The following is a 23,838-nucleotide window of genomic DNA, read 5'->3' as shown; positions in this document are numbered from 1 at the left end:
AACCCCCGAAATGCCCGACGCCGTCCTGTTCGAGACCGTGGCCCCGCATGTGGCCCTGGTCACGCTGAACCGGCCCGAGGCGCGCAACGCCGTCAACGGCGCGCTGGCCCAGGCGCTGGACGCCGCCGTGGCGCGGGTGGAGGCGGAGGACGACATCCGCGTGGCCATCCTGACCGGCGCCGGCCCCCACGCCTTCTGCGCCGGGGCGGATCTGAAGGAGGTGGCGGCCGGGCGCGGGGCCGCGCTCTACACCGAGCGCGGCGGCTTCGCGGGCTTCGTCCGCGCATCTCGGAAAAAACCCTGGATCGCGGCGGCGCAGGGCCATGCGCTGGCGGGTGGGCTGGAATTGCTGCTGGCCTGCGACATGGCGGTGGCGGCGGAGGGCGCGACCTTCGGCCTGCCCGAAGTGAAGCGCAGCCTGGTGGCCGCGGCCGGCGGCGTGTTCCGCCTGCCCCGCGCCCTGCCGCGCGCCATCGCCTTCGAGATGATCGCGACGGGCGAGCCCATCACCGGCACCCGCGCCGAGGCTCTGGGCCTGGTCAACGCCGCGGTCCCGGCGGAACAGGTGATGGCGGCCGCGCTGGCCCTGGCCGCGCGGATCACGGTGAACGCCCCGATCGCCGTGCGGGAGAGCCTTGCCATTGCCCGCCGCGCGAACGACCTGGAGGATGACGCCCTCTGGACCCTGTGCGGCGAGGCGAGCCGCGCGATCCGCGAGACGGAGGATTTCCAGGAAGGCCCGCGCGCCTTCATCGAGAAGCGCGCACCCCGCTGGGTGGGGCGCTGAGGGAGGAATGCCGATGATCCGCCGCCACCTGCTGCTGGGCGCGCTCGCCCTGCCCGCCCTTCCCGCCGCCAGCCAGGAGGGGCTTCGCGTGGAGGTCTGGCGCGACCCCTATTGCGGTTGCTGCGAAGGCTGGGTCGCGCATCTGCGTCAGGAAGGCTTCGCCGTCACGGACCGCGTGGTGCCGAGCGTGGGGCCGTTCCGCCGCGCGCTGGGCACGCCTTCCGACCTGCTCTCCTGCCATGCGGCGCGGGTGCGGGGGGTGGCGCTGGAGGGGCATGTGCCCGCCCACGCCATCCGCCGCTTCCTGGCGGAACGACCGGCGGGCTTCGTGGGGCTTTCGGTTCCGGCCATGCCCATCGGCACCCCGGGCATGGAAGTGCCGGGGCGGGAGGCGGAGGTCTATGAGGTGATCGCCTGGCGGGCAGATGGCAGCCACATGCCCTGGCTGCGCATGCGGGGCGCGCTGCCGGTCTGAGTGGGGCCTATTCGGCCGCGCACCCACAGCCCGGGGTGGGGCCGGATTCGGCGCGGGTCACGTGGTGGTCCACCCATTCGGCGACCAGCCGCCGCGCCTCGGTCACCGAAGCCTCGGGGTGATGGACGCGATAGAGCGTTGTGCAGGCCTGGAAGGCCGCCATGTCGTTCTGCCCCACATCGCGCAGTTCACGGTAGGCGGTGATGACCGCCCTTTCGCAGCGCCGGGCGATATGGCTGTAGTCGCGGCCCATGAAACCCTCCAATTGCGAATCACTCGCAATGTCAGAATACGATACCGACGTCTGAACGCCTGTTCAAGTGTTGTTCGCGGGTGCGGGAGGGGCGCGATGGCCCCTGGACCATGATCCGGCGAAACGGATCATGGTCCAGCCTTTACCGAGAGGACGATTCACCGCTCTGGCGTGTCCGCCTTCGCGGATCGTGCTCCAGCCCGTCAGGCGCGGGACACCGCCTCCGCGATGGCCTTGCCCACATCCACCGTGCCGGCCTGGCCGCCCAGGTCGCGGGTGCGGGGGCCGCCCTCGGCCAGCAGCTTCTCGATCGAATCGGTGATGGCCCGCGCCGCCTGGGCCTCGCCCAGATGCTCCAGCATCATGGCCCCGGACCAGATCTGGCCGATGGGGTTCGCGATCCATTTGCCGGCGATGTCCGGCGCGCTGCCATGCACCGGCTCGAACATCGAGGGGAAGGCCTTTTCCGGGTTGATGTTGGCCGAAGCCGCCACGCCGATGGAGCCCGCCACCGCCGGCCCCAGGTCCGAAAGAATGTCCCCGAACAGGTTGGAGCCCACCACCACGTCGAACCAGTCCGGATGCTGCACGAAATGGGCGCAGAGGATGTCGATGTGGAACTGGTCGGTCGTCACCTCGGGGTAGTTCTTCGCCATCTCGGCGAAGCGCTCGTCCCAATAGGGCATGGTGAAGGTGATGCCGTTGGACTTGGTGGCGCTGGTCACCTTCTTGCGGGGCCGGGTCATGGCCAGTTCGAAGGCATACTTGATGATGCGATCCGTGCCGGTGCGGGTCAGGATGGATTGCTGGCTGACGAATTCGCGGTCGGTGCCGGGGAACATCCGGCCGCCCACGCTGGAATATTCGCCCTCGGTGTTCTCGCGCACCACGTAGAAGTCGATCTCGTGCGGCTCGCGGTTGGCGAGCGGCGTCTTCACGCCGGGCAGCAGCTTGCAGGGGCGCAGCGACACATACTGGTCGAAGCCGCGGCGAATCGGGATCAGCAGGCCCCAGAGCGAGGTGTGGTCCGGCACGCCGGGCCAGCCCACGGCACCCAGGAAAACGCTGTCGCTGTCCTTGAGCTGGTCCAGCCCGTCATCGGGCATCATCTTGCCGGTCTTGAGATAGGTCTCGCAGGACCAGTCGTATTCCGTCAGCTTCAGCTCGAAGCCGAAGCGGCGGGCGGCGGCGTCCAGGACGCGCAGCCCCTCGGGCGTGGTTTCCTTGCCGATGCCATCGCCCGGAATGACGGCGATGCGGTGCGTGCGGGCCATGGGATGTCCTTCCTCCGATGGCAAAATCCCTACGCCGCGCGCCGCGCCCCCACAAGCCGCCACACCCCCAGGAGCGCGACGACGCCGAGGCCGATCATGCCCGCCAGCACGGCCGGGCGCGGGCCGAAGGTGAGGTCGAGGTTGGCCGCCGCCACCCGCGCGGCCGGCAGGTTCGTGGCCAGCGCATACCAGAGGTATTCCACCGCCACCGCGCCCAGCATCGCCGCCAGCGAAAGCCCCGCCAGCGCGCCCAGATTCCCCTGCCAGCGCGCCGGCAGCGCCCGCCAGCCCAGCAGCCAGAGCAACAGCGCGCTCAGCAGCACCGCCTGCGACACATCGGACTTCGCCTGGATGAAGGCGTGCAGCAGCGCCAGCACCGCGACGGGAAACACCAGGCGATGCAGCCGCTTCCAGCCCCGCCCCAGCCGGCGCATCCAGGCATCGGTGCTGGTCCAGCCCAGCACCACGAGGCCGCACAGGGCCGCGAAGCCGATCAGCAGGTAGGTGCGCTTCGCGATCTCGCTGACCACGCGGGCCAGCACGAAATCCTGCTCCACCACATAAAGACCCAGGTGCAGCACCGCCCAGGCCAGCGCGCCCAGCCCCAGCATCCGCCGCACCTGGAACAGCCGCGGCCAGGCCAGGATTCGGCCCAGCGGCGTCACCACCAGCGTCAGCAGCAGGAAGCGGATGGCCCAGCGGCCGGTCTCGTGCATGGCCTCCTCGATGGGCTCCGGCCCCAGCGTGCCGGTGGCCCAGGGCCAGAGCAAAGGCAGCAGCGGCAGGCAAAGCCCCACCAGCACCACCGCTCGCAGTCCGGAGAACCGCCCCTGGCGGTCCTGCCAGGGCAAAGCAAGGGTCACACCCATCCGCGCGCCCGGATTTCGGCGGCGACGCGGGCTGTTTCGTCCAGGGCGGCGCGCGGAGGGGGCGGGGGGCCGCCCAGCGGCGCGGCCAGCCCCGCCGCGAACAGGCTGTCCGCCACCGCACGGTGGCGCGGGCCGAGCCCGCCCGGGTCGGCAATGAACAACGGGGCAGGGGTCATCAGCGCCTCCGAGAGCATCGAGATGCTGTCGCCGGTCACCACCAGCACATCCGACAAGGACAGGATTCCATGCAGCGGGTTCGCTCCACCCCCCCCGAAAGGATACAGGTGGTGCGGGCGGCCCTTCAGCGCCCCGGCCAGGGCGGCCGCCGCCGCTTGGCCGCTGCGCCGAGAGGTGGTGGCCAGCACAGAGTTGCCAAGCCCGGCCGCCTGGCTGGCGATGCGGGCGGCGGTGCCGGGGTCCATGCCCTCCGCCCGCACCGGCCCGCCCAGCAACAGGCCCACGCGCGGGCGCGGCAGGGCGGCGAGGTCCGGGAAGGCGGTGGTGGCGGCGGCTTCCAGCTTCGCGGGGGTGATGCGGTGGGTGGCGCCCTGGATTTCCAGCAGGTTGGCGGCCGGGCGGGGCCTGTCATGCGCGCCGATCACCAGCAGGTCGAAATCCCCCGCCCCAAGGCCGGGGCGCATCGCATGAACCGTCCGCACCCCCCGCGCCCGCAGCCAGCGGGACACCGGCGCGGCCCGGCGCCCGGCGGAAATCACCAGCTTCGGCCAGGGCGGGGTGAAAGCCCCGCGGTCGGCAAGGCCCAGCAGCGTGGGCACCGGCCAGGGCAGCCCCGCCCAGGCGCTCCAGCGCAGGGGCACCACCCGGAAGGGCACATCGAGCCGCTCGGCGATGCCCAGCGCCTGGGCGGCCGTGCCCGCGCGCGGGTCCTCCAGCACCCAGATCGGCGCTTCGGTCATTGTCGCGCCCGCGCCTGGAGGTTACTGGGGCGCAGCACGATGAGGGTTCCCATGACGACGCACCACGCCTCGGAGTTCGATCGCGACGCGGCCCTGACCACCGCGCGCATCCTGCTGGAAATCAAGGCGGTGAATTTCCGCCCCGAGGAACCCTATACCCTGACCTCGGGCTGGAAGAGCCCCGTCTATATCGACTGCCGCAAGATCATCTCCTACCCGCGCGCCCGCACCCGCATCTGCGACCTGGGCGTGGAGAAGATCAACCGCGCGGTCGGCTTCGAGACCATCGAGAGCATCGCGGGCGGCGAGACGGCCGGCATCCCCTTCGCGGCCTGGATCAGCGACCGCATGAACCTGCCCATGGCCTATGTCCGCAAGAAGGCCAAGGGCTTCGGCCGGAACGCGCTGATCGAGGGCGACGTGCCGGTGGGCCGCGAGACCCTGCTGGTCGAGGACCTCACCACCGACGGCGCCAGCAAGATCCGCTTCGCCGAGGCCCTGCGCGAGGCCGGCGCCAAGTGTGCCCACACCTTCGTGGTGTTCTATTACGGCGTCTTCCCGGGCAGCTTCGAGCAGATGAAGGCGATGGACCTCTCGCTGCATCACTTGGCCACCTGGTGGGACGTGCTGGAGGTGTGCCGGGAGCGTGACTACTTCCCCGAGGCCTCGCTCAGCGGCGTGCGGAAGTTCCTGGAAGACCCCGTGGCCTGGTCGCGCGCGCATGGCGGCGTGGGCAGCCTGGAGGAAGCTTTGGCGTTCAAGGGGAAGGGCGGGTAGCTTCGGGCCGGCCGCGCCCTCCCGCGCGGCCGCCGCATGGAGCACCGGATGGCCGCCCGTTTCCTGATCTGCCTCTGCCTGCTGTTCGCCGCACCCGCCTTCGCCCAGCCGCGCGACAACCTCTCCATCGGCATCACGCAATATCCCTCCACGCTGCATCCCAACATCGAGAGCATGGTGGCGAAATCCTATGTGCTGGGTTTCGCGCGCCGCCCCGTCACCGCCTATGACGCCGACTGGCGGCTGACCTGCCTGCTCTGCGAGACCCTCCCCACGCTGGAGAACGGGCTGGCGGTGCGGGAGACCACCCCCGATGGCCGCCCCGGCCTGCGCGTGACCTGGGTGCTGCGCGAGGGGCTGCGGTGGGGCGATGGCACGCCCATCACCACCGCCGACCTGCGCTTCACCTATGATGCGGGCCGCGACGGGACCACCGGCATCGGCCCCGCCGAATTCTACCGAAGCGCCTATGAGTTCATCGCGGAGGATGAGCGCCGCTTCACCCTGCGCTTCGACCGGATCACCTTCGAATTCGGCAGCCTGGGCGATTTCGCGCCCCTGCCCGCGCATCTCGAACGCGCCCGCTGGGAACAGGACCCGCGCACCTACCGCACCCGCACCCTCTACGACACCGAGCCCACCAACCCCGGCCTATGGAACGGCCCCTTCCGTGTCGCGCAGGTGCAGGCGGGGGCCGCCATCTCGCTGGAGCGCAACCCGCACTGGTCCGGCCCCGAACCGCATTTCCGGCGCATCACCATCCGTACCGTCGAGAGCACGCCCGCGCTGGAGGCCCAGCTTCTCGCCGGCCAGGTGGACATGATCGCGGGGGAGCTGGGCCTGCCGGTGGAACAGGCCAGCGCCCTGGCCCGCCGCACCGGCACGCGCTTCCGCACCGAATTCCGCCCCGGCCTGGTCTACGAGCACATGGACCTGCGCATGGACCAGCCGCCGCTGGACGACCGCCGCGTGCGCCAGGCCCTGCTGCACGCGCTGGACCGTGAGCAGATCGTGGCGCGGCTGTTCGAAGGCCGGCAGACCGTGGCCCACACCAGCGTGAACCCGCTGGACTGGCCGCATGACGAGAACGTGCGCCGCTACCCCCACGACCCCGCCCGCGCCGCCGCCCTGCTGGAGGAGGCAGGCTGGACCATGGGCCCCGGCGGCATCCGCCGCAACGCGGCCGGGGAGCGGCTGTCCATCGAGCTGATGACCACCGCCGGGAACCGCTCGCGCGAGGCCACGCAGCAGGTGATCCAGGCGCAGTGGCGCGCGGTGGGCGTCGAGGCGCGCATCCGCAACGAGCCACCGCGCGTGCTGTTCGGGGAAACCCTCTCGCGCCGGCGCTTCACCGGCGCGGTGCTCTTCGCCTGGGTGTCCGCGCCCGAGGGCGTGCCGCGGAGTTCGCTCCACAGCACCGAAATCCCGACCGCCGAGCGCAACTGGTCCGGCCAGAACTACCCGGGCTTCCGCAACGCCGAGATGGACGCGCTGCTCGAAGCCCTGCCGCAGGAGCTGGACCGGGAGCGCCGCCGCGCGCTGTGGCATCGCCTGCAGGCCATCTATGCCGAGGAACTGCCCGCCCTGCCGCTCTGGTTCCGGCAGGACGCGCATGTCTGGCCGCAATGGCTGACGGGCGTGCGGCCCACCGGGCACCTGAACCCCTCGACGCTCTGGGCGGAGCAATGGGGGGTGCGATGATCCTGGACCATGTCTCCATCACCGTGAACGACCTCGGCACCGCCGCGCCCTTCTACGATGCGGTGATGGCGGCGCTGGAGGTGCCCTGCGTGTGGCGCGAGGCGGATGGCATCGGCTACGGCCTCCGCAGCACGGAAGAGGCGGAGGCGGCGTCCTACCTCACCATTCTGCATCGGCCCGGGGTTGTGGCCGACCGCCGCCACTGGGCCTTCCGCGCACGGGACCGCGCCATGGTGTGCGCCTTTCATGCCGCCGGGCTGGCGGCGGGCAGGCGGGATGACGGCGCCCCCGGCCTGCGCCCGCACTACCACGCCGCCTATTACGGCGCCTTCCTGCTCGACCCCGACGGCAACCGGGTGGAAGCCGTCTGCCACCGGCCCGAGGCATGACGGGCCTCATCCTCTCGCGCTTGGCGCAGATCGCGGTGATGACGGTCATCCTCTCGCTCTGCGCCTTCCTGCTGATCGGGCTGATGCCGGGCGACCCCATCGAGATGGCCATCGCCGGCGACCCTCGCCTGACCAGCGAGGACGCGGCGCGGCTGCGCGAACTGCACGGCTTGGACCAGCCGCTGATGTCGCGCTATTTCGCCTGGGCCGGCGAGGTGCTGCGCGGCAATTTCGGCCATTCGCGCCTCTTCGCGCAGCCCGTGGCGCAACTGCTGTGGCCGGCGCTGCTCTCCTCGCTGGAATTGCTGGCGCTGGCCATCGGCATCGCCATCACGCTCGGCGTGGGGCTGGGGGCGCTGGCGGCGGCGCGTCCGCGGCTCGCGCCCTTCGTGCAGGGGGTGGCGCTGGTGGCGCAGGCCACGCCCTCCTTCTGGCTGGGCATCCTGCTGATCATCCTGTTCGCGGTGCAATTGGGCTGGCTGCCGGCGGGGGGTGCCGATGCGGGGTGGCGCTTCCTGGTGCTGCCGGTGGCGACGCTCGCCTTCGCCAACCTCGCCGCCTATGCGCGCCATTCCGCCGCCGCCCTGCGCGCCGCGCTGGAGGAGCCACACATCCGCACCGCCCGCGCCAAGGGGGCCAGCGAGGCGCGGGTGCTGGCCCGCCACGCCCTGCCCAATGCCGCCGTACCGCTGCTGACCATCGCGGCCCTCGATGCCGGGGCCATGGTCTCGGGCGCGCTCATCACGGAGACGGTCTTCGCCCGGCCCGGCATGGGCAAGCTGATCTATGACGCGGTGATGGGCAACGATTTCAACCTGGCCCTGCTGGCGCTGCTGCTGGTGGCGGTGGTGACCATGCTGGCGACGCTGGCGGCCGACCTGGCGCAGCGCTGGCTCGATCCACGGATCGCGTGATGAAGGTGGGCCTCGCCCTGCTGGGTTTGCTGGCCCTGGCCGCGCTCGCCGCGCCACTGGGCGGCTGGTGGCTTGGCCATGACGCCTTCGCGCCGGATTTGTTCAACCGCTTCGCGCCGCCCTCGGCCGAGCATCCGCTGGGCACCGATGACCTGGGGCGCGACGTGCTGCTGCGGCTGCTGCATGGGGCGCGGGTTTCGCTGACCGTGGGGCTGGCCGCGGCGCTGGCCGCCACGACCATCGGCACCGTCATCGGACTGCTGGCCGCCTGGCGCGGCGGCTGGCTGGATGCGGTATTGATGCGCCTGGCCGACGGCATCCTGGCCCTGCCCGCCCTGCCGCTGCTGGTGATCCTGGCCGCGCTGGATCCCGCCATCATCGGCCTGCCGCGCGGCGAGGCCACGGCCGACATGGTCCGCATCGCGGGGCTGCTGGCGGCCTTCGGCTGGGTGGGGGTGGCACGGCTGGTGCGGGCCTCGGCACTGTCGCTGCTGGCACGAGACTTCGTGCGGGCGGCCCGCGCGCTGGGGGTGTCGGAACGGAGCGTACTGACGCGCCATGTGCTGCCCAGCCTCGCCGCGCCCATCGCCATCGCCACCGCGCTGGCGGTCGGCGGCGCCGTTCTGGCCGAGAGCGTGCTGAGCTTCCTGGGCCTGGGCATCGCGCCGCCCGCGCCCTCCTGGGGCAACATGCTGGCCAACGCGCAGGAACTGGTGTTCCAGGCGCCGCTCGCCGCCTTCTGGCCGGGGCTGGCCATCATGCTGACGGTGCTGGCCTGCAACCTGGTGGCGGATGGGATCAGCCGGTTGAGGCGATAGGACCTGACATCAGCCGCTCAAGGCGAAAGCCTGCCCACCCGCCGCTCGAAGCTGGCGCGCACCGCCGCCGCGTGGTCGCGCATCACCTCGCGCAGCGCGGCCAAATCCGGGACCGCGTGGTGGACAAGGGTGGCCGCGGCCTCACGCAGGGACTCCTCGACCGTGACGGGCAGGGTCGGGTCCTTCCATTGCCCCACCGTCAGGCGCATCACGCCCAGCAGGGTGCGCCACAGGCGCTCGGCCTGGATCAGGGTGGCCGCCTCGCGTTCCTCCAGGTAGCCGGCGCGGCCCAGCGCGGCCAGCACCTCGCGCGTCGTGCCGCGCAGCAGGCGGGGGCGTTCGGGGGCATGGGCGACCGTCAGGGCCTGGGAGATGAACTCCACCTCGACCAGCCCGCCCGGCATGGACTTGATGTCCCAGGGCCCATCGCCCGGGATGTCGCGCAGCATGCGGGCGCGCATATGCGCCGCATCGGCCAGGGCGGCGGCGGGGTCGCGCGGCTGGGTCAGCGCCGCGTCGCGCGCGGCCTGCACGGCCTTGCACAGTTCGGGCGGGCCGGCCACGGCGCGGGCGCGGGTCAGGGCCATGCGCTCCCAGGTCCAGGCCTCCTCGGCGTGGTAGCGCTGGAAGGCCGAGAGCCGCACCGCCACCGGCCCCTTGTTGCCCGAGGGGCGCAGCCGCATGTCCACCTCGAAGGCGCGCCCCTCTTTCCCCGGCGAGGTCAGCGCCGCCACCACCTGGTGCGCCAGGCGGATGAAGTATTCCGAAGGGGCGAGCGCCTTGGCGCCGCCCTCGCTGGCCTCGGCCTCGGGCGCGTGCTCATAGATCAGGATCAGGTCGAGGTCACTGGCCGGCAGCATCTCCCGCCCGCCCAGCTTGCCCACCGCCAGCACCGCCATGCCGCCGCCCGCCACCCGGCCGAAGCGGCGGGCGAAGTCGCGCTCGACCGCGGGCAGCAGGGCGGCGATGGCGGCATCGGCCACCTCGCTGCGCGCCAGCGCGGAGGCATCGGCGTCCATCCGGCCCTCCAGGCTCGCCGCATCCACCTCGAACATGCGTTCCGTGACGAGACGGCGGGTGGCCTCCAGCACCTCCTCCAGGTCGCGCGCCTCGCGCACCAGGGCGGGCAGGGCGGCCAGCGGCTTCTCGCCCGGCGCGGCATGGCTGCCGGCCAGCAGCCCGTCCAGTGCCATCGGCTGCCGCGCCAGATGGTCCGCCAGTTGCGGCGCCGCGCCCAGCAGCCCGGCCAGCCGCCCCATCAGCGGCGGGTTCCGGTGCAGCAGCGAGAGGAACTGCACCCCCGCCGAGAGCCGCCCCAGCAATTCCCCGAAGCGAATCAACGCCGCATCCGGTTCGCGCTGGCGGGCGAAGGCGGCCAGCAGGGCAGGCATGATCTCGGTCAGCAATTCGCGGGCGCGCTCGGTGCGGGTGGCGCGCGGGCGGCCATGATGCCAGGAGCGGATCATGCCCGCGATGGACGACACCTCGCGGTAGCCCATGGCGCGCAGATTCTCGAGCGTGGCGGGGTCATCCTCCACGCCGGTGAAGACGAGGCTGCCGCCCTCGGTGGAGAGCGAAGGCGCCGCCTCGAACATGCGGCTGTAGTGCTGCTCCACCCGGCGCTGGTGCGCGGTCAGCGCCGCGCCGAATTCCGCGCCATCGGCGAAGCCCATGAAGCGGCCGATGCGGTCCAGCTCCTGTGGTGCCTCGGGCAGGCGGTGGGTCTGGCGGTCCTCCACCATCTGCAGCCGGTGCTCGGTGTTGCGCAGGAAGACATAGGCATCCGCGAGGTCGGCGGCCGCGCGGCGGTCCATCTTGCCCGCCGCCGCCAACGCCGCCAGCGCGCCCAGCGTGGTCTGGTCGCGCAGCGCCGGGTCGCGCCCGCCCCAGATCAGCTGCAGCACCTGCACGCTGAACTCGATCTCGCGGATGCCGCCACGGCCGAGTTTCACGTCATGGCCCGCCACCGCGATCTCGCCGCCCGCGCCGCGCTCGCCCTTGTGGATGTGGATCTGCCGCTTGATGGAATGGATGTCGGCCACCGCCGCAAAATCCAGGTGGCGGCGCCAGATGAAGGGGCGCAATTCGCGCAGGAAGGCCTCGGCCGGGGCACGGTCACCCGCCACGCAGCGCGCCTTGATCATGGCGGCGCGTTCCCAGTTCTGGCCCAGGCTTTCATAATAGCTCAGCGCCACCGGCACCGAGACGCAGAGCGGCGTGGCGTCCGGACGCAATCTCAGGTCGGTACGGAAAACGTAACCCTCGCCCGTGCGTTCTTCCATCAGGCGAACGAGGTCCCGGGCGATGCGGATGTAGGGCGCGGGCCCATGTTCCTCGTGGTAGGAAGGCGAATCCGGGTCGTGCAGCAGCAGGAGATCAACATCCGAGGAGTAGTTCAGCTCGCGCGCGCCGAGCTTGCCCATGCCCAGCACGATCAGGCCCGAGCCCTTCGTGACCTGCTTCTTGTCGCCCTTCGTGCGCGGCAGCCGGATCTGGCCGCGCCGCGCGCCATCCAGCAGCAGGTGGGCGATGGCGAACTCGATAGTCTCGTCCGCCAGGTCGGACAGCGCGCCGGTCACGCGGTCCAGCGGCCACATTCCCATCAGGTCCGCCACGCCCGCCACCAGGGCGCCCTGGCGCTTGGCCCGGCGCAGCAGGCTCGCCACCGCCTCGCGCGGCGAGGCGACATCGGCCGTGCAGAGGGGCTCCAGCACCGTCTGCATGGCGGCGTCCGCACCCCGGTCCAGCAGGCGGTGCAGCGTGGGCGCCTCGCGGAAGGCCAGGTCCGAGAGGAAGGGGCTGTGCGCGCCCAGCACCTCCAGCACCGAGACGGCCTCGGCGCGGGCCGCCAGCGCCTGCTGCGCGGCGTCGCCCTCCGCCAGGCGTGCGCGAAGCCGCGCGATTCCTTCGGGGTCGTGCAGGGGACGTGTCATGGGTGGGCAGGGGAACGCGCAGGGTGAAGCCCGGTCAAGCCCTTCGTTGGAGCCTCTCCTTCCTGCTCTTCCTGCCGCTGCTGGCGGGGCTGGTGCTGGGCGCGCTGGCCTGGCGGCTCTCCTCCGGACCCTGGGAATCGGCCTTCCTCGCCCGGCAGATCGAGCGTGCGGCCAATGCCGAGGGGGGTGAACTGCGCCTCTCCGTCGGCCGCGCGGCCATCGCCTGGGAAGGCTTCCATGGCGGCTCGGCGCCCGTGGAGGTGCGTGTCTCCGGCGCCCGGCTGACCGATGCCGAAGGGATGGTGGCCGGCGCCCTGCCCGATGCCGCCGTCACCTTCGCCCTCGCCCCCCTGCTGCGCGGCACCCTCGCCCCCGCCACGGTGGATCTCTTCGCCCCCGTCCTCAGCCTGCGGCGGGAGGCGGATGGCACGGTGGGACTCGACCTCTCGCCCCAGCAAGGCGCGGAGCCGGCGCCCGCGGACACCACGCCCTCCGCCCTGCCCCAGCTCCTGGCCGACCTGATGCGCCCGCCGGAGGAACGCGCCGCCCACACCCTGCTGCGCCGCGTCCGCATCCTGGGCGGGCGCGTCAGCCTGCGCGATGCCGCGCTGGGCGCCACCTTCCACCTGCGCGAGATCCACCTGACCCTGCTGCGCGGCGGCGAGGGCGGGCTGGAGGCCGATGGCGAGGCCATGCTGGAGACGATCGGCGCCGATGGCATCGCCAAGCGCCTGCCCGTCCATGTCTCCGGCCAGGCGGAGGGCGAGCCCACTTCGGTCAATCTCCGTCTCGACCTGCCGGTGCTGCGCCCGCCGGAGTTGGCCGCGGTTCTGCCCTTCCTCGCGCCGCTCACCATGCTGGACGCGCCGGTCGCGGTGCAGGCCAGCCTGAGCATGGATGGCGAGGGCCAGGTGCACGGGCTGGGCGTGGCGCTGCAAGCCGCCGAGGGCGGGCTGCTGCGACCCGCACCTGGCCTCGAACTCCCCTTCGACGCGCTGGAGGCGGAGGCATTGGCCACGCCGGACAGCCTCATTCTCGAACGCGCCATGCTGCGCCTGCCCGGCACCGCGGGCCAGCCGATCGAGGCCAGCGCGGAGCTCCAGCGCCGGCCGCCGGGCTGGGCCGGAAGGGCGCGGCTGAACCTGGGCGAACTGGACATCACTGCCATCCCGCGCCTCTGGCCCACCGACCTCGCGCCCGAGGCCAGGGAGGCCGCGCGGCTCGCGCTGAACCGCGGCGTGCTGCGCGAGGCGGCCTTGCTGCTGGACGTGACCACCGCGCCCGACCTGACGCGCTGGGCCGTGGTGGGCGGCCGCGCGGATCTGGTGCTGGCGGAGGCCGAGGTGACGCCTCCGGGCATGGGCGCCCTCCAGGTCGCGGAGGCGGCGGTCAGCGCCTCGCTCGGCCCCGGCGCGGTGACGCTGGAGGCGTTGCACCTCGACCTCGCCGCCCCGGCGGAAGGCGGCCGCGCCACACGGTTGGCGGCCACGGGCGCGGCGCGCTTCGCGGAGGGGCGCTGGGCCAGCGAGGTCTCGCTCAGCCTGAACGACGCCCGCTTCGCGGAACTGCCACGGCTCTGGCCCGAGGGCGTGGTCCGGGGCGCGCGGGACTGGATCACGACCAACATCACCACCGGCACCCTCATCGAGGGGCGCTGGCGCATCGGCGTCTCGGCCAATGATTCCCTGGGCGAGGTGCAGCTGGAGGCGCTGGACGGCGAGGCAAACGTGGAAGGCGCCACCGTCCACTACCTGCGCCCCATGCCCCCCGTCTCCGGCGTAGCCGGGCGCGCCCGCTTCGCGCGGGATGGCGTGGTGGTCGAGACGCGCGGCGGGGCGCTTACCGCCGAGGCCGGCGGCATCCAGGCGGGCGAGTCCACGCTGCGCTTCGCCTTCGCGCCCCCCGGCCAGCCGGACACGGCCGAGATGTCCTTCAACCTGTCCGGCCCGCTGACCGGGCTGGTCACGGTGCTGCGCCACCCGCGCCTCGCCCTGTTCGACCGCCGGCCCTTCCCGATCGACGTGCGCGCCGGGCAGTTCAGCGGCCGGCTGCAACTGGACTTCCCCCTGCTGGCGGACCTCCGCACCGAGCAGATGCAGCTGCGCGCCGAGGCACGGCTGACCCAGGGACGCGTGGCCTCGCTGCTGCTGGGGCGCGACCTGGAGGGGGCCACGGCGGAACTCACCACCGACATGCAGGGGCTGCGCGGCAGCGGCACCGGCACGCTGGCAGGCGTGGCGCTGCGCTTCGGGGTGGAGCTGGACTACCGGCCCGGCCCGGCCACGCAGGTGGTCTCGCGCGAGACGCTGACGGCGCGGCCCACGGCGGCGCAGCTCGCCGCGCTGGGGCTCGACGCCGGGGCGCTGCTGCGCGGGCCCGTGGCCATCGAGGCGCGGGGCGAACGCCGGCGCAACGGCCAGGCCAGCTACGCGCTGACCGGAAATCTGCGCGACGCGGTGCTGGCCTTCCCGCCGCTGGGCTGGGAGAAGCCCGAGGGCAGCCCCGGCCAGGCCGAGGCGACGCTGCGCCTCAACAATGACCAGCTCACCAGCATCGAGGGCATCCGGATCGAGGCGCTGGAACTCGCGCTGCGCGCCCGCGCCGTGGCCCGCGCCAACCGTATCGAGCGCGTGGAGTTGCAGGAGACGGTGTTCGGCGCCTCGCGCCTGGTGGGCGATGCCCGGGCCGGCGCGCGGCCGAACGACCCCTGGAGCATCACGCTGCGTGGCCCCCTGCTCGACCTGCGGCCGGTGCTGGGGCCCAGCACGCCCTCCAGCGAGCGTCCCGCCCCCACCGAGGGCCAACAGCCGCCGCTGAACCTGGATTTGCGCTTCGACCAGGTGCTGGTCGGCCCCCAGCGCGAAATCTTCGCCGTGCAGGCCACGGGCCGGATGGATACGGCCGGCGTGCTGCGTCAGGCCACGCTGCGCGGCCGCACCGCCCGCGGCGGCGGGGGCTTCGAGGCGGCGCTGACACCCGGCCGCGGCAATGTCCGCCAGGTGCGGGCAGTGGCCGAGGATGGCGGGGCGGTGCTGCGGGCGCTGGGCATCACCACCTCGATCAGCGGCGGGCGGCTGGCGCTGACCGGGCAATACACCGAGACACGGCCCGGCGCGCCGCTCTCCGGCACGGCCGAGCTGGACAATTTCGTGGTGCGCGACGCGCCGGCGCTGGGCAAGCTGCTGCAGGCCATGACGCTGTTCGGCGTGCTGGAGGCCATGCAGGGGGGCAATGGCCTCGTCTTCACGCGCGCCGTGGTGCCCTTCGTGCTGGAGCCGGACGTGCTGCGGGTGAACGAGGCGCGGGCCTTCTCGGCCTCGCTGGGCCTCACGGCGCAGGGGCGGCTGCTGCGCGAACGCGCGGTGCTGGACATGGAGGGCACCATCGTGCCCGCCTATGTCTTCAACACGCTGCTGGGCAACCTGCCATTGGTCGGTCGGCTGTTCAGCCCCGAGCGTGGCGGTGGGGTCTTCGCCGCCACCTTCCGCGCGCAGGGCCCGCCGGAGGACCCCACCATCACGGTGAACCCGCTGGCCGCGCTGACGCCGGGCTTCCTGCGCGGCCTCTTCGACCTGGGCGGCGAGCCGGAGGCGCCAGCGCGACGTTAAGCGCGGATTCAGGGACGCGGGGGCAGGCTGCGGCGAAATAGCTGCAAGGTCTTCTCCATGAGCAAGTTGTTTGGCTCCGTCCGCACACCCATCCTGGGGGTCAGTCTCGTGCTGGCCATCCTGGCGCTGATCCCGGCCACCTCATCCCTGCGCTCCTCCTGGACCGCCTGGGAGGAGCACCGGGCGGCCAGTGAGATGAACAAGGCCGCCGCGCGCCTGAACGAAGGGTTGTTCGAGCTGCTGCTGGAACGCGCCCAGAGCAACGCCGCGCTGGCCGCCGCCACGCCCGCCGGTGATGCGGCGCGCGGCGCCATCGCGCGGCACCGCGGCGTGTTCCAGGCCAAGCTGACCGAGGCGCTGGTCCATCTGCGCGAGGCCCGCCTGCCCGAGACCGTCCGCATGCTGGAGGAGCTGGAGGGTATGGCCGCCCCGCTGGAGGCCCTGCGCCGCCGCGCCGACGCGCAGATGGCCATGGCCGCCGAGGCACGCGACGCCGATTTCGCGCGCGGCGGACTGCACCGGGAGATCTCGCGCTTCGTGGCGGCGCAGCAGGGCATCTGGTCGTCGCTGCTCGCCGCGGCCGGCGAACATGACCCGCTGATCGCGCGGCTGAACATGCTGAAGCAGGCGAGCTGGCTGGCGCGCGATGCCTCCGGACAAGAACGCAGCACAGTGGCCGGCGCCATCGCCGCGAACCGGGGCCTGACGCCGCAAAACCAGGCGGCCGTCGCGCAGTCGCGCGGGGCGGTGGATTCCGCCTGGCGCCTGCTGGAGGCCGAGCCCGCAACCCGCTCGAACCCGCGCCTCGCGGCGGCGGTAGCGGCGGCGCAGGCCGGCTATTTCAACGAATTCCGGGCGCTGAGCACGGCCCAGGCCGAACCCTCGGCCGCGCGCATGGCGGCCCCCGCCTTCATCGAGCGCACCACGCCGCAGATCGGCACCCTGCTGCTGGTGCGCGACGCCGCCAGCGAAGTGACGCAAGATCGCGCCGAGACGCTGATCGCGGAGGCGCGGGCCCAGTCCATCGCCGCCGCCGCCGTGCTGGGGGGGACGCTGCTGTTCCTCGCCGTCGCGGTGTGGGTGGTGCTGCGCCGCGTGCTGGCGCCGCTGGCCAGCCTGCAATCCGCCACCGGCCGCCTGGCCGCCGGCGAATATGACGCCCCGGTGCCCGCCACCGCGCGCACGGATGAGTTCGGCGCCCTCGCCCGGGGCCTGGACGGGCTGCGGCAGGAAGCCTTGCGCGCCCGCGGCCTGGAGGAAGCCGCGACCGCCCAGCGCGCCGCCACCGCCGAGGAGGCCCGCCGGGCCCGCGCCTCGGTGGCCCAGCAGATCGAGACGGCGCTGGGCACCGCACTCGACACCATGGCGGACCGCGTGGAGGTGATGCGCGGCGCCACATCGGAACTGCGCGCCGGGGCGGGCCATACCGCGCGCCTCGCCGATGCGGTGAACCAGGACGCGGACCAGGCCAGCCGCAATGTGCAGACCGTGGCCGCCGCGGCCGAGGAGCTTTCGGCCTCGGTCAGCGAGATCACCCGCCAGGTGGCCGAAGCCGCCCGCGTGGCCGGCCGCGCCATGGAGGAGACCCGCGCCACCGATGCCACCATGGCGGCCCTGACGGAGGCCGCCACCAAGATCGGCGAGGTGGTGCGCCTCATCAGCGACATCGCGGGCCAGACCAACCTGCTGGCGCTGAACGCGACGATCGAGGCGGCGCGGGCGGGTGAGGCCGGCAAGGGCTTCGCCGTGGTGGCCAGCGAGGTGAAGAGCCTCGCCGCCCAGACCGGCCGCGCCACCGGCGACATTGCGGCCCAGATCAGCGCCATCCAGGGTGCGGCGGAGGGGGCGGTGCGCTCCATCCAGGGCATCGGCGCGGTGGTGGCCGAGATCAACGAGGTGGCCAACGCCATCGCCGCCGCGGTGGAGGAACAGGGCGCCGCCACGCGCGAGATCGCCCGCAACGTGGCCGAGGCCGCGACCGGCACCGACCGCGTGGCCGCCCGCATGGACGAGGTGGGCCAGGGCGCCCAGGCCGCCGAGGGCGCCCTGACCAGCCTGGCCGCCACCACCGACGACATCGCCCAGCAGGGCGAGGGGCTGCGGGGCGAGTTGAGCACCCTGCTGACCCAGATGCGGGCCGCCTGAGGCGAAACGGGCGCGGGCGGCAGCCGCCGCCCGTCCTGGCGGCGGCTGCGCGGCTTCGGTGATTCCACCGAAGCCGATCCGAGGCTAGTTTCGCCTCATGAACGCCATCAGCCTGTTCGGCCAATCCATCCGTCGCGTCGAGGATGCGCGCTTCCTCAAGGGCGAGGGGCGCTATGTGGACGACCTGGCGCAGCCCGGCGCGCTGCATGCCGTCTTCCTGCGCAGCCCGCACGCCCATGCGCGGCTGGTGGCGCTGAATGTGGCGGCGGCCCACGCCGCCCCCGGCGTTCGCCTGGTGCTGACGGGCGCCATGCTGGCGGAGGCGGGCATCGGCGGCCTGCCCTGTTCCTCCGTGCTGGCGGCCGAGACGCCTTTGGTGAAGCCGGACCACCCGCCGCTCGCGCTGGACCGCGTGCGCCATGTGGGCGAGGCGGTGGCCTGTGTGGTGGCCGAGACGGCGCATCAGGCCGAAGACGCGGCGGAACTCATCCTCGCGGAATACGACATGCTGCCCGCGGTCACGGACCACGACGCGGCGCTGGCACCGGGCGCGCCCACCCTGCACGAACAGGCGCCGGGCAACCTCGCCTTCCTTTGGCACAAGGGCGACCGTGCGGCGGTGGAGGCCGCCTTCGCGGGGGCCGCCCATGTGGTCGAGGCGGATATTCCCAACCCCCGCGTCACCTGTGCGCCCATCGAACCGCGCGCGGCCATGGCCGTGCCGGAGGCGACGCGCCTCAGCCTCATCGTCAACGGGCAGAATGTGCATTCCATGCGCGGCCAGCTCTGCGCCGCCATGAAGCTGCCGCCCGAGGCGCTGCACCTGGTCGTGCCCGATGTGGGCGGCGGCTTCGGCGTGAAGAACGTGGCCTTCCCGGAGCATGTCTGCCTGCTGCACGCGGCGCGCGAACTGGGCGCGCCCGTGCGCTGGACGGCCCGCATCGGCGAGGATTACGCGGCCTCGGCCCATGGGCGCGGGCTGCACGGGCGCGGGCGGCTGGCGCTGGATTCGGAGGGGCGGTTCCTCGCGCTGGACTTCGACGGCGTGGCGGAGATGGGGGCCTATCTTTCGGCAAATGGCCCGCATTGCCCGACCAATGCGGCGGCCACCGCCATGGGTGGCGTCTACGCCATCCCCGCCATCCACATGACGGTGCGCGGGGCCTTCACCAACACGGCACCCATGGAGGCCTATCGTGGCGCGGGCAAGCCCGAGGCCAACTACATCGTCGAGACGCTGATCGAGCACGCGGCCCGGGCCACGGGGCAGGACGCGGCGGCGCTGCGGGCGCGCAACATGATTGGCGAATTCCCCTATCGCTCGGCGCTGGGGATGGAACTGCGCGACGGCAACTTCGCCGCAAGGCTCGCGGAATGCGCCGCGCTGGCGGATCGCGCGGGCTTCCCCGCCCGCCGCGCGGTCAGCGAGGCGCAGGGCAAGCGGCGCGGCTTCGGGCTCACCGCCTTCCTGGAGACCGCGCGCGGCGCCTTCGGCGAATGGGCGAAGCTGAGTGTAGACGCGAAGGGCGATGTGACGCTCGCCATCGGCACCCAGTCCAACGGGCAGGGGCATGAGACCAGCTTCCCGCAATATGTGGCCCATCAGCTCGACCTGCCGATGGAGCGCATTGGCTACGTCCAGGCCGACACGGACCTGGTGGCCTTTGGCAATGGCCATGGCGGCGCGCGCAGCCTGCACATGGGCGGCGAGGCCATGCGCCAGGCCGCGCACAACCTCCTGGCCGAGGCCCGCGGCCGTGCCGCCCGCCTGCTGCAGACCGCGCCCGAATCCCTGCACTATGCCGGCGGCCGCTTCGCGCTCGCCGATGGACAGAGCGTGACGCTGGCCGAACTCGCCGCCGAGGAACCGCCGCTGGAGGGCGAGGCCCGCCACGCGCTGGACCTCTGCACCTTCCCGAACGGCGCCCATGCCGCCGAGGTGGAGGTGGACCCCGAGACGGGCGAATGCACGCTGTGCGCCTACACCGCCGTGGACGATTACGGACGCCTGCTGAACCCCATGCTGGCGCTGGGCCAGGTGCAGGGCGGCGTGGCGCAGGGCATCGGCCAGGCGCTGCTGGAGGCCATCCGCTATGACGCGGACAGCGGCCAGCTTCTGACGGCGGGGCTGATGGACTACTGCCTGCCCCGCGCGTCGGATTTGCCGACGCTGGACATCAGTTTGCGCGAGGATGCGCCGACCGAGGCGAACGGGCTCGGCGTGAAGGGCACGGGCCAGGCGGGCTGCATCGCGGCACCCCAGGCCGTGATGGCCGCCATCCGCGACGCCGTGGGTGCGGACATCACGATGCCGGCCACGCCGGAAAAGCTCTGGGCCGCGCTGCACGGGCGATGACCACGCCGCTGCTGGACGCCCCCCTTCTTGACGCCACCGGGTTGGTGAAGCGCTTCGGCGCGCTGCTCGCCAATGACCATGTGGATTTGCGCGTCATGCCCGGCGAGGCCCATGCGCTGCTGGGGGAGAATGGCGCGGGCAAGTCCACTTTGGTGAAGATGCTCTATGGGCTGTTGCAGCCGGAAGCCGGGCACATCGCCTGGGAAGGCCGCCCGATCCACCTGCCCGAGCCGCGCGCGGCGCGGGCCCTGGGCATCGGCATGGTGTTCCAGCACTTCTCGCTGTTCGACAACCTGACCGTGGCGGAGAACGTGGCGCTGGCGCTGGACGCCGCCGAGCCCGTGCCGCGCATCGCCGCCCGGCTGGCGGAAGTTTCGCGTGCCTATGGCCTGCCACTCGAACCCGCGCGCGAGGTGTGGCGGCTTTCGGTGGGCGAGCGGCAGCGCATCGAGATCGTGCGCTGCCTCATGCAGGACCCGCGTCTACTGATCCTGGACGAACCCACCTCGGTGCTGACGCCGCAGGAGGCGGAGGGCCTCTTCGCCACGCTGGACCGCATCCGCGCCGAGGGGCGGGCCGTGCTCTACATCTCGCACAAGCTGGAGGAGGTGCGGCGCCTCTGCGAGACCGCCACCATCCTGCGCCATGGCCGCGTGGTGGCGCGCACCGATCCGCGCACGGAAACGGCCGCGAGCCTCGCGCGCATGATGGTGGGCAGCGAGGTGGCCGCGCTGCGCCACGCCGCGGCACCGCCCGAGGGGCCGGTGCGGCTTTCCGTGCGGGGGCTGTCCGTGGCGCCGGATGACCCACATGGGGTCGGGCTGAAGGACATCTCGCTCGACCTGCGCCGGGGCGAGGTGCTGGGCATCGCGGGCGTGGCGGGCAATGGGCAGGAGGCGCTGTTCGCTGCCCTCTCGGGCGAGGTGCTGGCGCCGCGCGCGGAACAGATCATTCTGGACGGCGCGGCGGTGGGCCGCGCCGACATCAACGCCCGCCGCCGCAAGGGCGCGGCCTTCGTGCCGGAGGAGCGGCTGGGCCACGCCGCGGCGCCACGCCTGACGCTGTCCGACAACGCGCTGGTCTCCGGCCATGCGGCCAGCGGCATGGTGCGCCACGGCCTGCTGGACCGCGGCCGCATGCTGGGCTGGGTGGATGCGGTCACGCGCGCCTTCGACGTGCGCAAAGGCCCGCGCGACCCGGAGGCGCGGGCGCTCTCCGGCGGCAATCTCCAGAAATTCGTGGTGGGGCGCGAGGTGCTGCGCAAGCCGGGGCTGCTGGTGGTATCCCAGCCCACCTGGGGGGTGGATGCGGGGGCGGCGGGGCTGATCCGACAGGCGCTGCTGGACCTGGCGCGGGCGGGTTCGGCCGTGCTGGTCATAAGCCAGGACCTGGATGAATTGCTGGAAATGGCGGACCGCATCGCCGTGCTGTTCCACGGCACGCTTTCCCCCGCGGAACCCGTGGCCGGCTTGACGCGCGAGGCCATCGGCCTGCGCATGGGGGGCGCGGCATGAGGCGCCTCGTCCTGGAACGCCGCGCCGAAACACCCTGGGCGCTGACCCTGGCCTCGCCTTTGCTGGCGGTGGGGCTGACGCTGGTTTCGGCCGTGCTGGTCTTCCTCGCCATGGGGCGCGACCCGCTGGAGGCGTTGTTCGTCTACTTCATCATGCCCGTCTCCGACGCCTGGGGGTTGCAGGAGGTGGCGGTGAAAGCCACCCCACTGGTGCTGATCGCGGTGGGGCTGGCGCTTTGCTACCGCTCGAACAACTGGAACATCGGCGCCGAGGGGCAGTTCCTCATGGGCGCCATGGCGGGCGGCTGGCTGGCCGTGGCCACGCACGGCACCGGCGCCGGTGCCTGGCTGCTGCCCGCCATGCTGGTGATGGGCGCCCTGGGCGGCGCGCTCTTCGCGCTGATCCCGGCGCTGCTCAAGACGCGCTTCGGCGCCAATGAAATCCTGACGAGCCTGATGTTGGTCTATGTGGCGGAGCTGCTGCTGGACTGGCTGGTGCGCGGCCCTTGGCGCGACCCGCAGGGCTTCAACATGCCCCAGACCGTCGTCTTCGCGCCCGAGGCCACCATCCCGCTGCTGATGGAGGGCGGGCGGCTGAACCTCGGCACGCCCATCATGCTGCTGGTGGTGGTGCTGGCGGCGCTGCTGGTGGCGCGCACGCTGAAGGGGTTCGAGATCACGCTGGTGGGCGAGGCGCCGCGGGCCGCGCGCTTCGCGGGCTTCGACGCGAAGCGCCTCACCTGGACGGTGTTTGCCATCGCGGGCGGGCTGGCGGGGCTGGCCGGCGTGCTGGAGGCGGCGGGCACGGTGCGGATGCTGCAACCGGGGCTTTCGCCCGGCTATGGCTTCACCGCCATCATCGTGGCCTTCCTGGGCCGGCTGAACCCGGTGGGCTGCCTGGTGGCGGGGGTGTTCCTCGCCATCACCTTCATCGGCGGCGAGAACGCGCAGATCATGATGCAGATGCCGCTGGACGTGACGCGCGTCTTCCAGGGGCTGCTGCTGTTCTATGTGCTGGGCTGCGACACGCTGCTTCTGTATCGCGTGCGCTGGGTGCGAAGGGCGGAGGCATGACCGGGCAGCAGTGGAATCGCGCCACGAGTCTCCGGCCGCGAAGCGGCCGGCGTTTGAGGGCGCAAGAATGACCCTGTTCGAAGCCATCCTGCTCACCGTCATCACCGCCTCCACGCCGCTGCTCATCGCCGCCATCGGCGAACTGGTCGTGGAACGCTCGGGCGTGCTGAACCTGGGCGTGGAGGGCATGATGATCATGGGCGCCGCGGTCGGCATCGCGGCCGCCATCACCACGGGGTCCAGCGCCTTCGGCGTGCTGGCGGCGGTGCTGGCGGGCATGGCCATGGCGGCGCTGTTCGCCCTTCTGACGCTCGGGCTCGCCACCAACCAGGTGGCCGTGGGGCTGGCGCTGGCCATCTTCGGGCTGGGGCTCTCTGGCGTGGTGGGGGCACCCTTCGTGGGCGTGCAGCGCGAGGGGATCGGCGCCATCGCGATCCCTTACCTGTCGGACATCCCCTTCATCGGCCCCGTGCTCTTCGCCCAGGACCCCTTCGTCTATGCCGCCTTCGCGCTGGTGGCGGGGGTCTCCTGGTTCCTGTTCCGCACGCGTGCGGGGCTGGTGCTGCGCGCCTGTGGCGAGAACCATGCCTCGGCCCATGCGCTGGGCCATCATGTGCTGCGGGTGCGTTTCCTGGCGGTGCTGTTCGGCGGGGCCTGCGCGGGGCTGGCGGGGGCCTATCTGTCGCTGGTCTATACGCCCTTCTGGACCTCGGGCATGACGGCCGGCCGCGGCTGGATCGCGCTGGCCATCGTCGTCTTCGCCTCCTGGCTGCCCTGGCGGGCGGCGGTGGGGGCCTATCTGTTTGGCGGCGTCACCATCCTGCAACTGCACGCGCAATCGGCCGGCGTGCCGCTGCCCACGCAGCTTCTGGCGGCCATGCCCTACCTCATCACCATCCTGGTGCTGGTGCTGGTGATGCGGCTGCGCGGTGGCGGAGCCGGCCCGGCCGCCCTGGGCCAACCCTTCGTGCCCGACCGCTGATCCTGGATGACAGGCGCGTCACGAATGTGTAGTGGCCGGCTTGAAGGAGACCC

Annotated in this window: 18 protein-coding genes; 13 read left to right on the top strand and 5 right to left on the bottom strand. The window is 72.5% G+C overall.

Translation table 11 applies throughout. The features are described from left to right. Nucleotides 1–10 precede the first annotated feature (10 nt). Complete coding sequence (locus GGQ83_RS03470; protein ID WP_184382191.1) at nt 11–787, top strand: enoyl-CoA hydratase-related protein; 777 nt, start codon at nt 11–13, stop codon at nt 785–787. Between the two features lie 13 nt (nt 788–800). Further along, entirely contained in the window at nt 801–1,262 is a 462-nt protein-coding gene (locus GGQ83_RS03465; protein WP_184382190.1) for a DUF411 domain-containing protein, read from the top strand. Between the two features lie 7 nt (nt 1,263–1,269). Here the strand turns inward: GGQ83_RS03465 and GGQ83_RS03460 are convergent, their stop codons facing one another. From GGQ83_RS03460 to GGQ83_RS03445, 4 genes are all read right to left on the bottom strand, one after another. After that, nucleotides 1,270–1,515, bottom strand: a complete 246-nt coding sequence (locus tag GGQ83_RS03460; RefSeq protein ID WP_184382189.1) for a hypothetical protein — start codon at nt 1,513–1,515, stop codon at nt 1,270–1,272. A 203-nt stretch (nt 1,516–1,718) separates the two neighbouring features. Beyond that, nucleotides 1,719–2,789 carry a tartrate dehydrogenase gene (locus GGQ83_RS03455; protein WP_184382188.1) on the bottom strand — a complete coding sequence of 357 codons (1,071 nt, stop codon included), beginning with the start codon at nt 2,787–2,789 and terminating at the stop codon, nt 1,719–1,721. Nucleotides 2,790–2,818: 29 nt separating this feature from the next. Then, complete coding sequence (locus GGQ83_RS03450; protein WP_184382187.1) at nt 2,819–3,658, bottom strand: protein-methionine-sulfoxide reductase heme-binding subunit MsrQ; 840 nt, start codon at nt 3,656–3,658, stop codon at nt 2,819–2,821. Further along, nucleotides 3,649–4,575 (bottom strand): mitochondrial fission ELM1 family protein, encoded by a 927-nt coding sequence (locus GGQ83_RS03445; RefSeq protein ID WP_221223419.1) that lies wholly within the window; start codon nt 4,573–4,575, stop codon nt 3,649–3,651. Before GGQ83_RS03445 ends, GGQ83_RS03450 begins: the two co-directional genes overlap by 10 nt. Before the next feature lie 51 nt (nt 4,576–4,626). Between GGQ83_RS03445 and GGQ83_RS03440 the strand changes: the two genes are divergently transcribed. From GGQ83_RS03440 to GGQ83_RS03420, 5 genes are read left to right on the top strand one after another with little or no spacing between them, the layout of a single operon-like run. Then, nucleotides 4,627–5,352, top strand: a complete 726-nt coding sequence (locus GGQ83_RS03440; protein ID WP_184382186.1) for an orotate phosphoribosyltransferase — start codon at nt 4,627–4,629, stop codon at nt 5,350–5,352. Between the two features lie 48 nt (nt 5,353–5,400). Beyond that, nucleotides 5,401–7,053, top strand: coding sequence for a peptide ABC transporter substrate-binding protein (locus tag GGQ83_RS03435; protein ID WP_184382185.1), 1,653 nt, complete (start codon nt 5,401–5,403; stop codon nt 7,051–7,053). Then, nucleotides 7,050–7,442: a VOC family protein gene (locus tag GGQ83_RS03430; protein ID WP_184382184.1), complete on the top strand. Its 393-nt coding sequence runs from the start codon at nt 7,050–7,052 to the stop codon at nt 7,440–7,442. Before GGQ83_RS03435 ends, GGQ83_RS03430 begins: the two co-directional genes overlap by 4 nt. Further along, on the top strand, nt 7,439–8,356 hold the full coding sequence (locus GGQ83_RS03425) for an ABC transporter permease (protein ID WP_184382183.1): 918 nt from the start codon (nt 7,439–7,441) through the stop codon (nt 8,354–8,356). Before GGQ83_RS03430 ends, GGQ83_RS03425 begins: the two co-directional genes overlap by 4 nt. Beyond that, nucleotides 8,356–9,174, top strand: a complete 819-nt coding sequence (locus tag GGQ83_RS03420) for an ABC transporter permease (RefSeq protein ID WP_184382182.1) — start codon at nt 8,356–8,358, stop codon at nt 9,172–9,174. Before GGQ83_RS03425 ends, GGQ83_RS03420 begins: the two co-directional genes overlap by 1 nt. Before the next feature lie 17 nt (nt 9,175–9,191). On the opposite strand, the gene GGQ83_RS03415 is transcribed toward GGQ83_RS03420, so the two are convergent. Continuing rightward, the gene (locus GGQ83_RS03415) at nt 9,192–12,107 is read right to left on the bottom strand and encodes a bifunctional [glutamine synthetase] adenylyltransferase/[glutamine synthetase]-adenylyl-L-tyrosine phosphorylase (protein ID WP_184382181.1); all 2,916 of its coding nucleotides are present in this window, start codon (nt 12,105–12,107) and stop codon (nt 9,192–9,194) included. 23 nt (nt 12,108–12,130) lie between these two features. Between GGQ83_RS03415 and GGQ83_RS20270 the strand changes: the two genes are divergently transcribed. The 6 genes from GGQ83_RS20270 (at nt 12,131) to GGQ83_RS03385 (ending at nt 23,785) form a co-directional block, all read left to right on the top strand. After that, complete coding sequence (locus tag GGQ83_RS20270; protein WP_184382180.1) at nt 12,131–15,715, top strand: YhdP family protein; 3,585 nt, start codon at nt 12,131–12,133, stop codon at nt 15,713–15,715. A gap of 57 nt (nt 15,716–15,772) precedes the next feature. Beyond that, nucleotides 15,773–17,860: a methyl-accepting chemotaxis protein gene (locus tag GGQ83_RS03405; RefSeq protein WP_184382179.1), complete on the top strand. Its 2,088-nt coding sequence runs from the start codon at nt 15,773–15,775 to the stop codon at nt 17,858–17,860. A gap of 97 nt (nt 17,861–17,957) precedes the next feature. After that, nucleotides 17,958–20,216, top strand: coding sequence for a xanthine dehydrogenase family protein molybdopterin-binding subunit (locus GGQ83_RS03400; RefSeq protein WP_184382178.1), 2,259 nt, complete (start codon nt 17,958–17,960; stop codon nt 20,214–20,216). Beyond that, nucleotides 20,213–21,730 (top strand): ABC transporter ATP-binding protein, encoded by a 1,518-nt coding sequence (locus tag GGQ83_RS03395; RefSeq protein WP_184382177.1) that lies wholly within the window; start codon nt 20,213–20,215, stop codon nt 21,728–21,730. The genes GGQ83_RS03400 and GGQ83_RS03395 overlap by 4 nt, the downstream gene beginning before the upstream one ends. Then, entirely contained in the window at nt 21,727–22,803 is a 1,077-nt protein-coding gene (locus GGQ83_RS03390; RefSeq protein ID WP_184382176.1) for an ABC transporter permease, read from the top strand. The genes GGQ83_RS03395 and GGQ83_RS03390 overlap by 4 nt, the downstream gene beginning before the upstream one ends. A gap of 67 nt (nt 22,804–22,870) precedes the next feature. Beyond that, entirely contained in the window at nt 22,871–23,785 is a 915-nt protein-coding gene (locus tag GGQ83_RS03385) for an ABC transporter permease (RefSeq protein WP_184382175.1), read from the top strand. Nucleotides 23,786–23,838 lie beyond the last annotated feature (53 nt).

Origin of the sequence: Roseococcus suduntuyensis, from assembly GCF_014196305.1 — a bacterium.
GTDB classification, from domain to species: Bacteria; Pseudomonadota; Alphaproteobacteria; order Acetobacterales; family Acetobacteraceae; genus Roseococcus; species Roseococcus suduntuyensis.
This window is presented reverse-complemented; position numbering and strand designations above follow the sequence as displayed.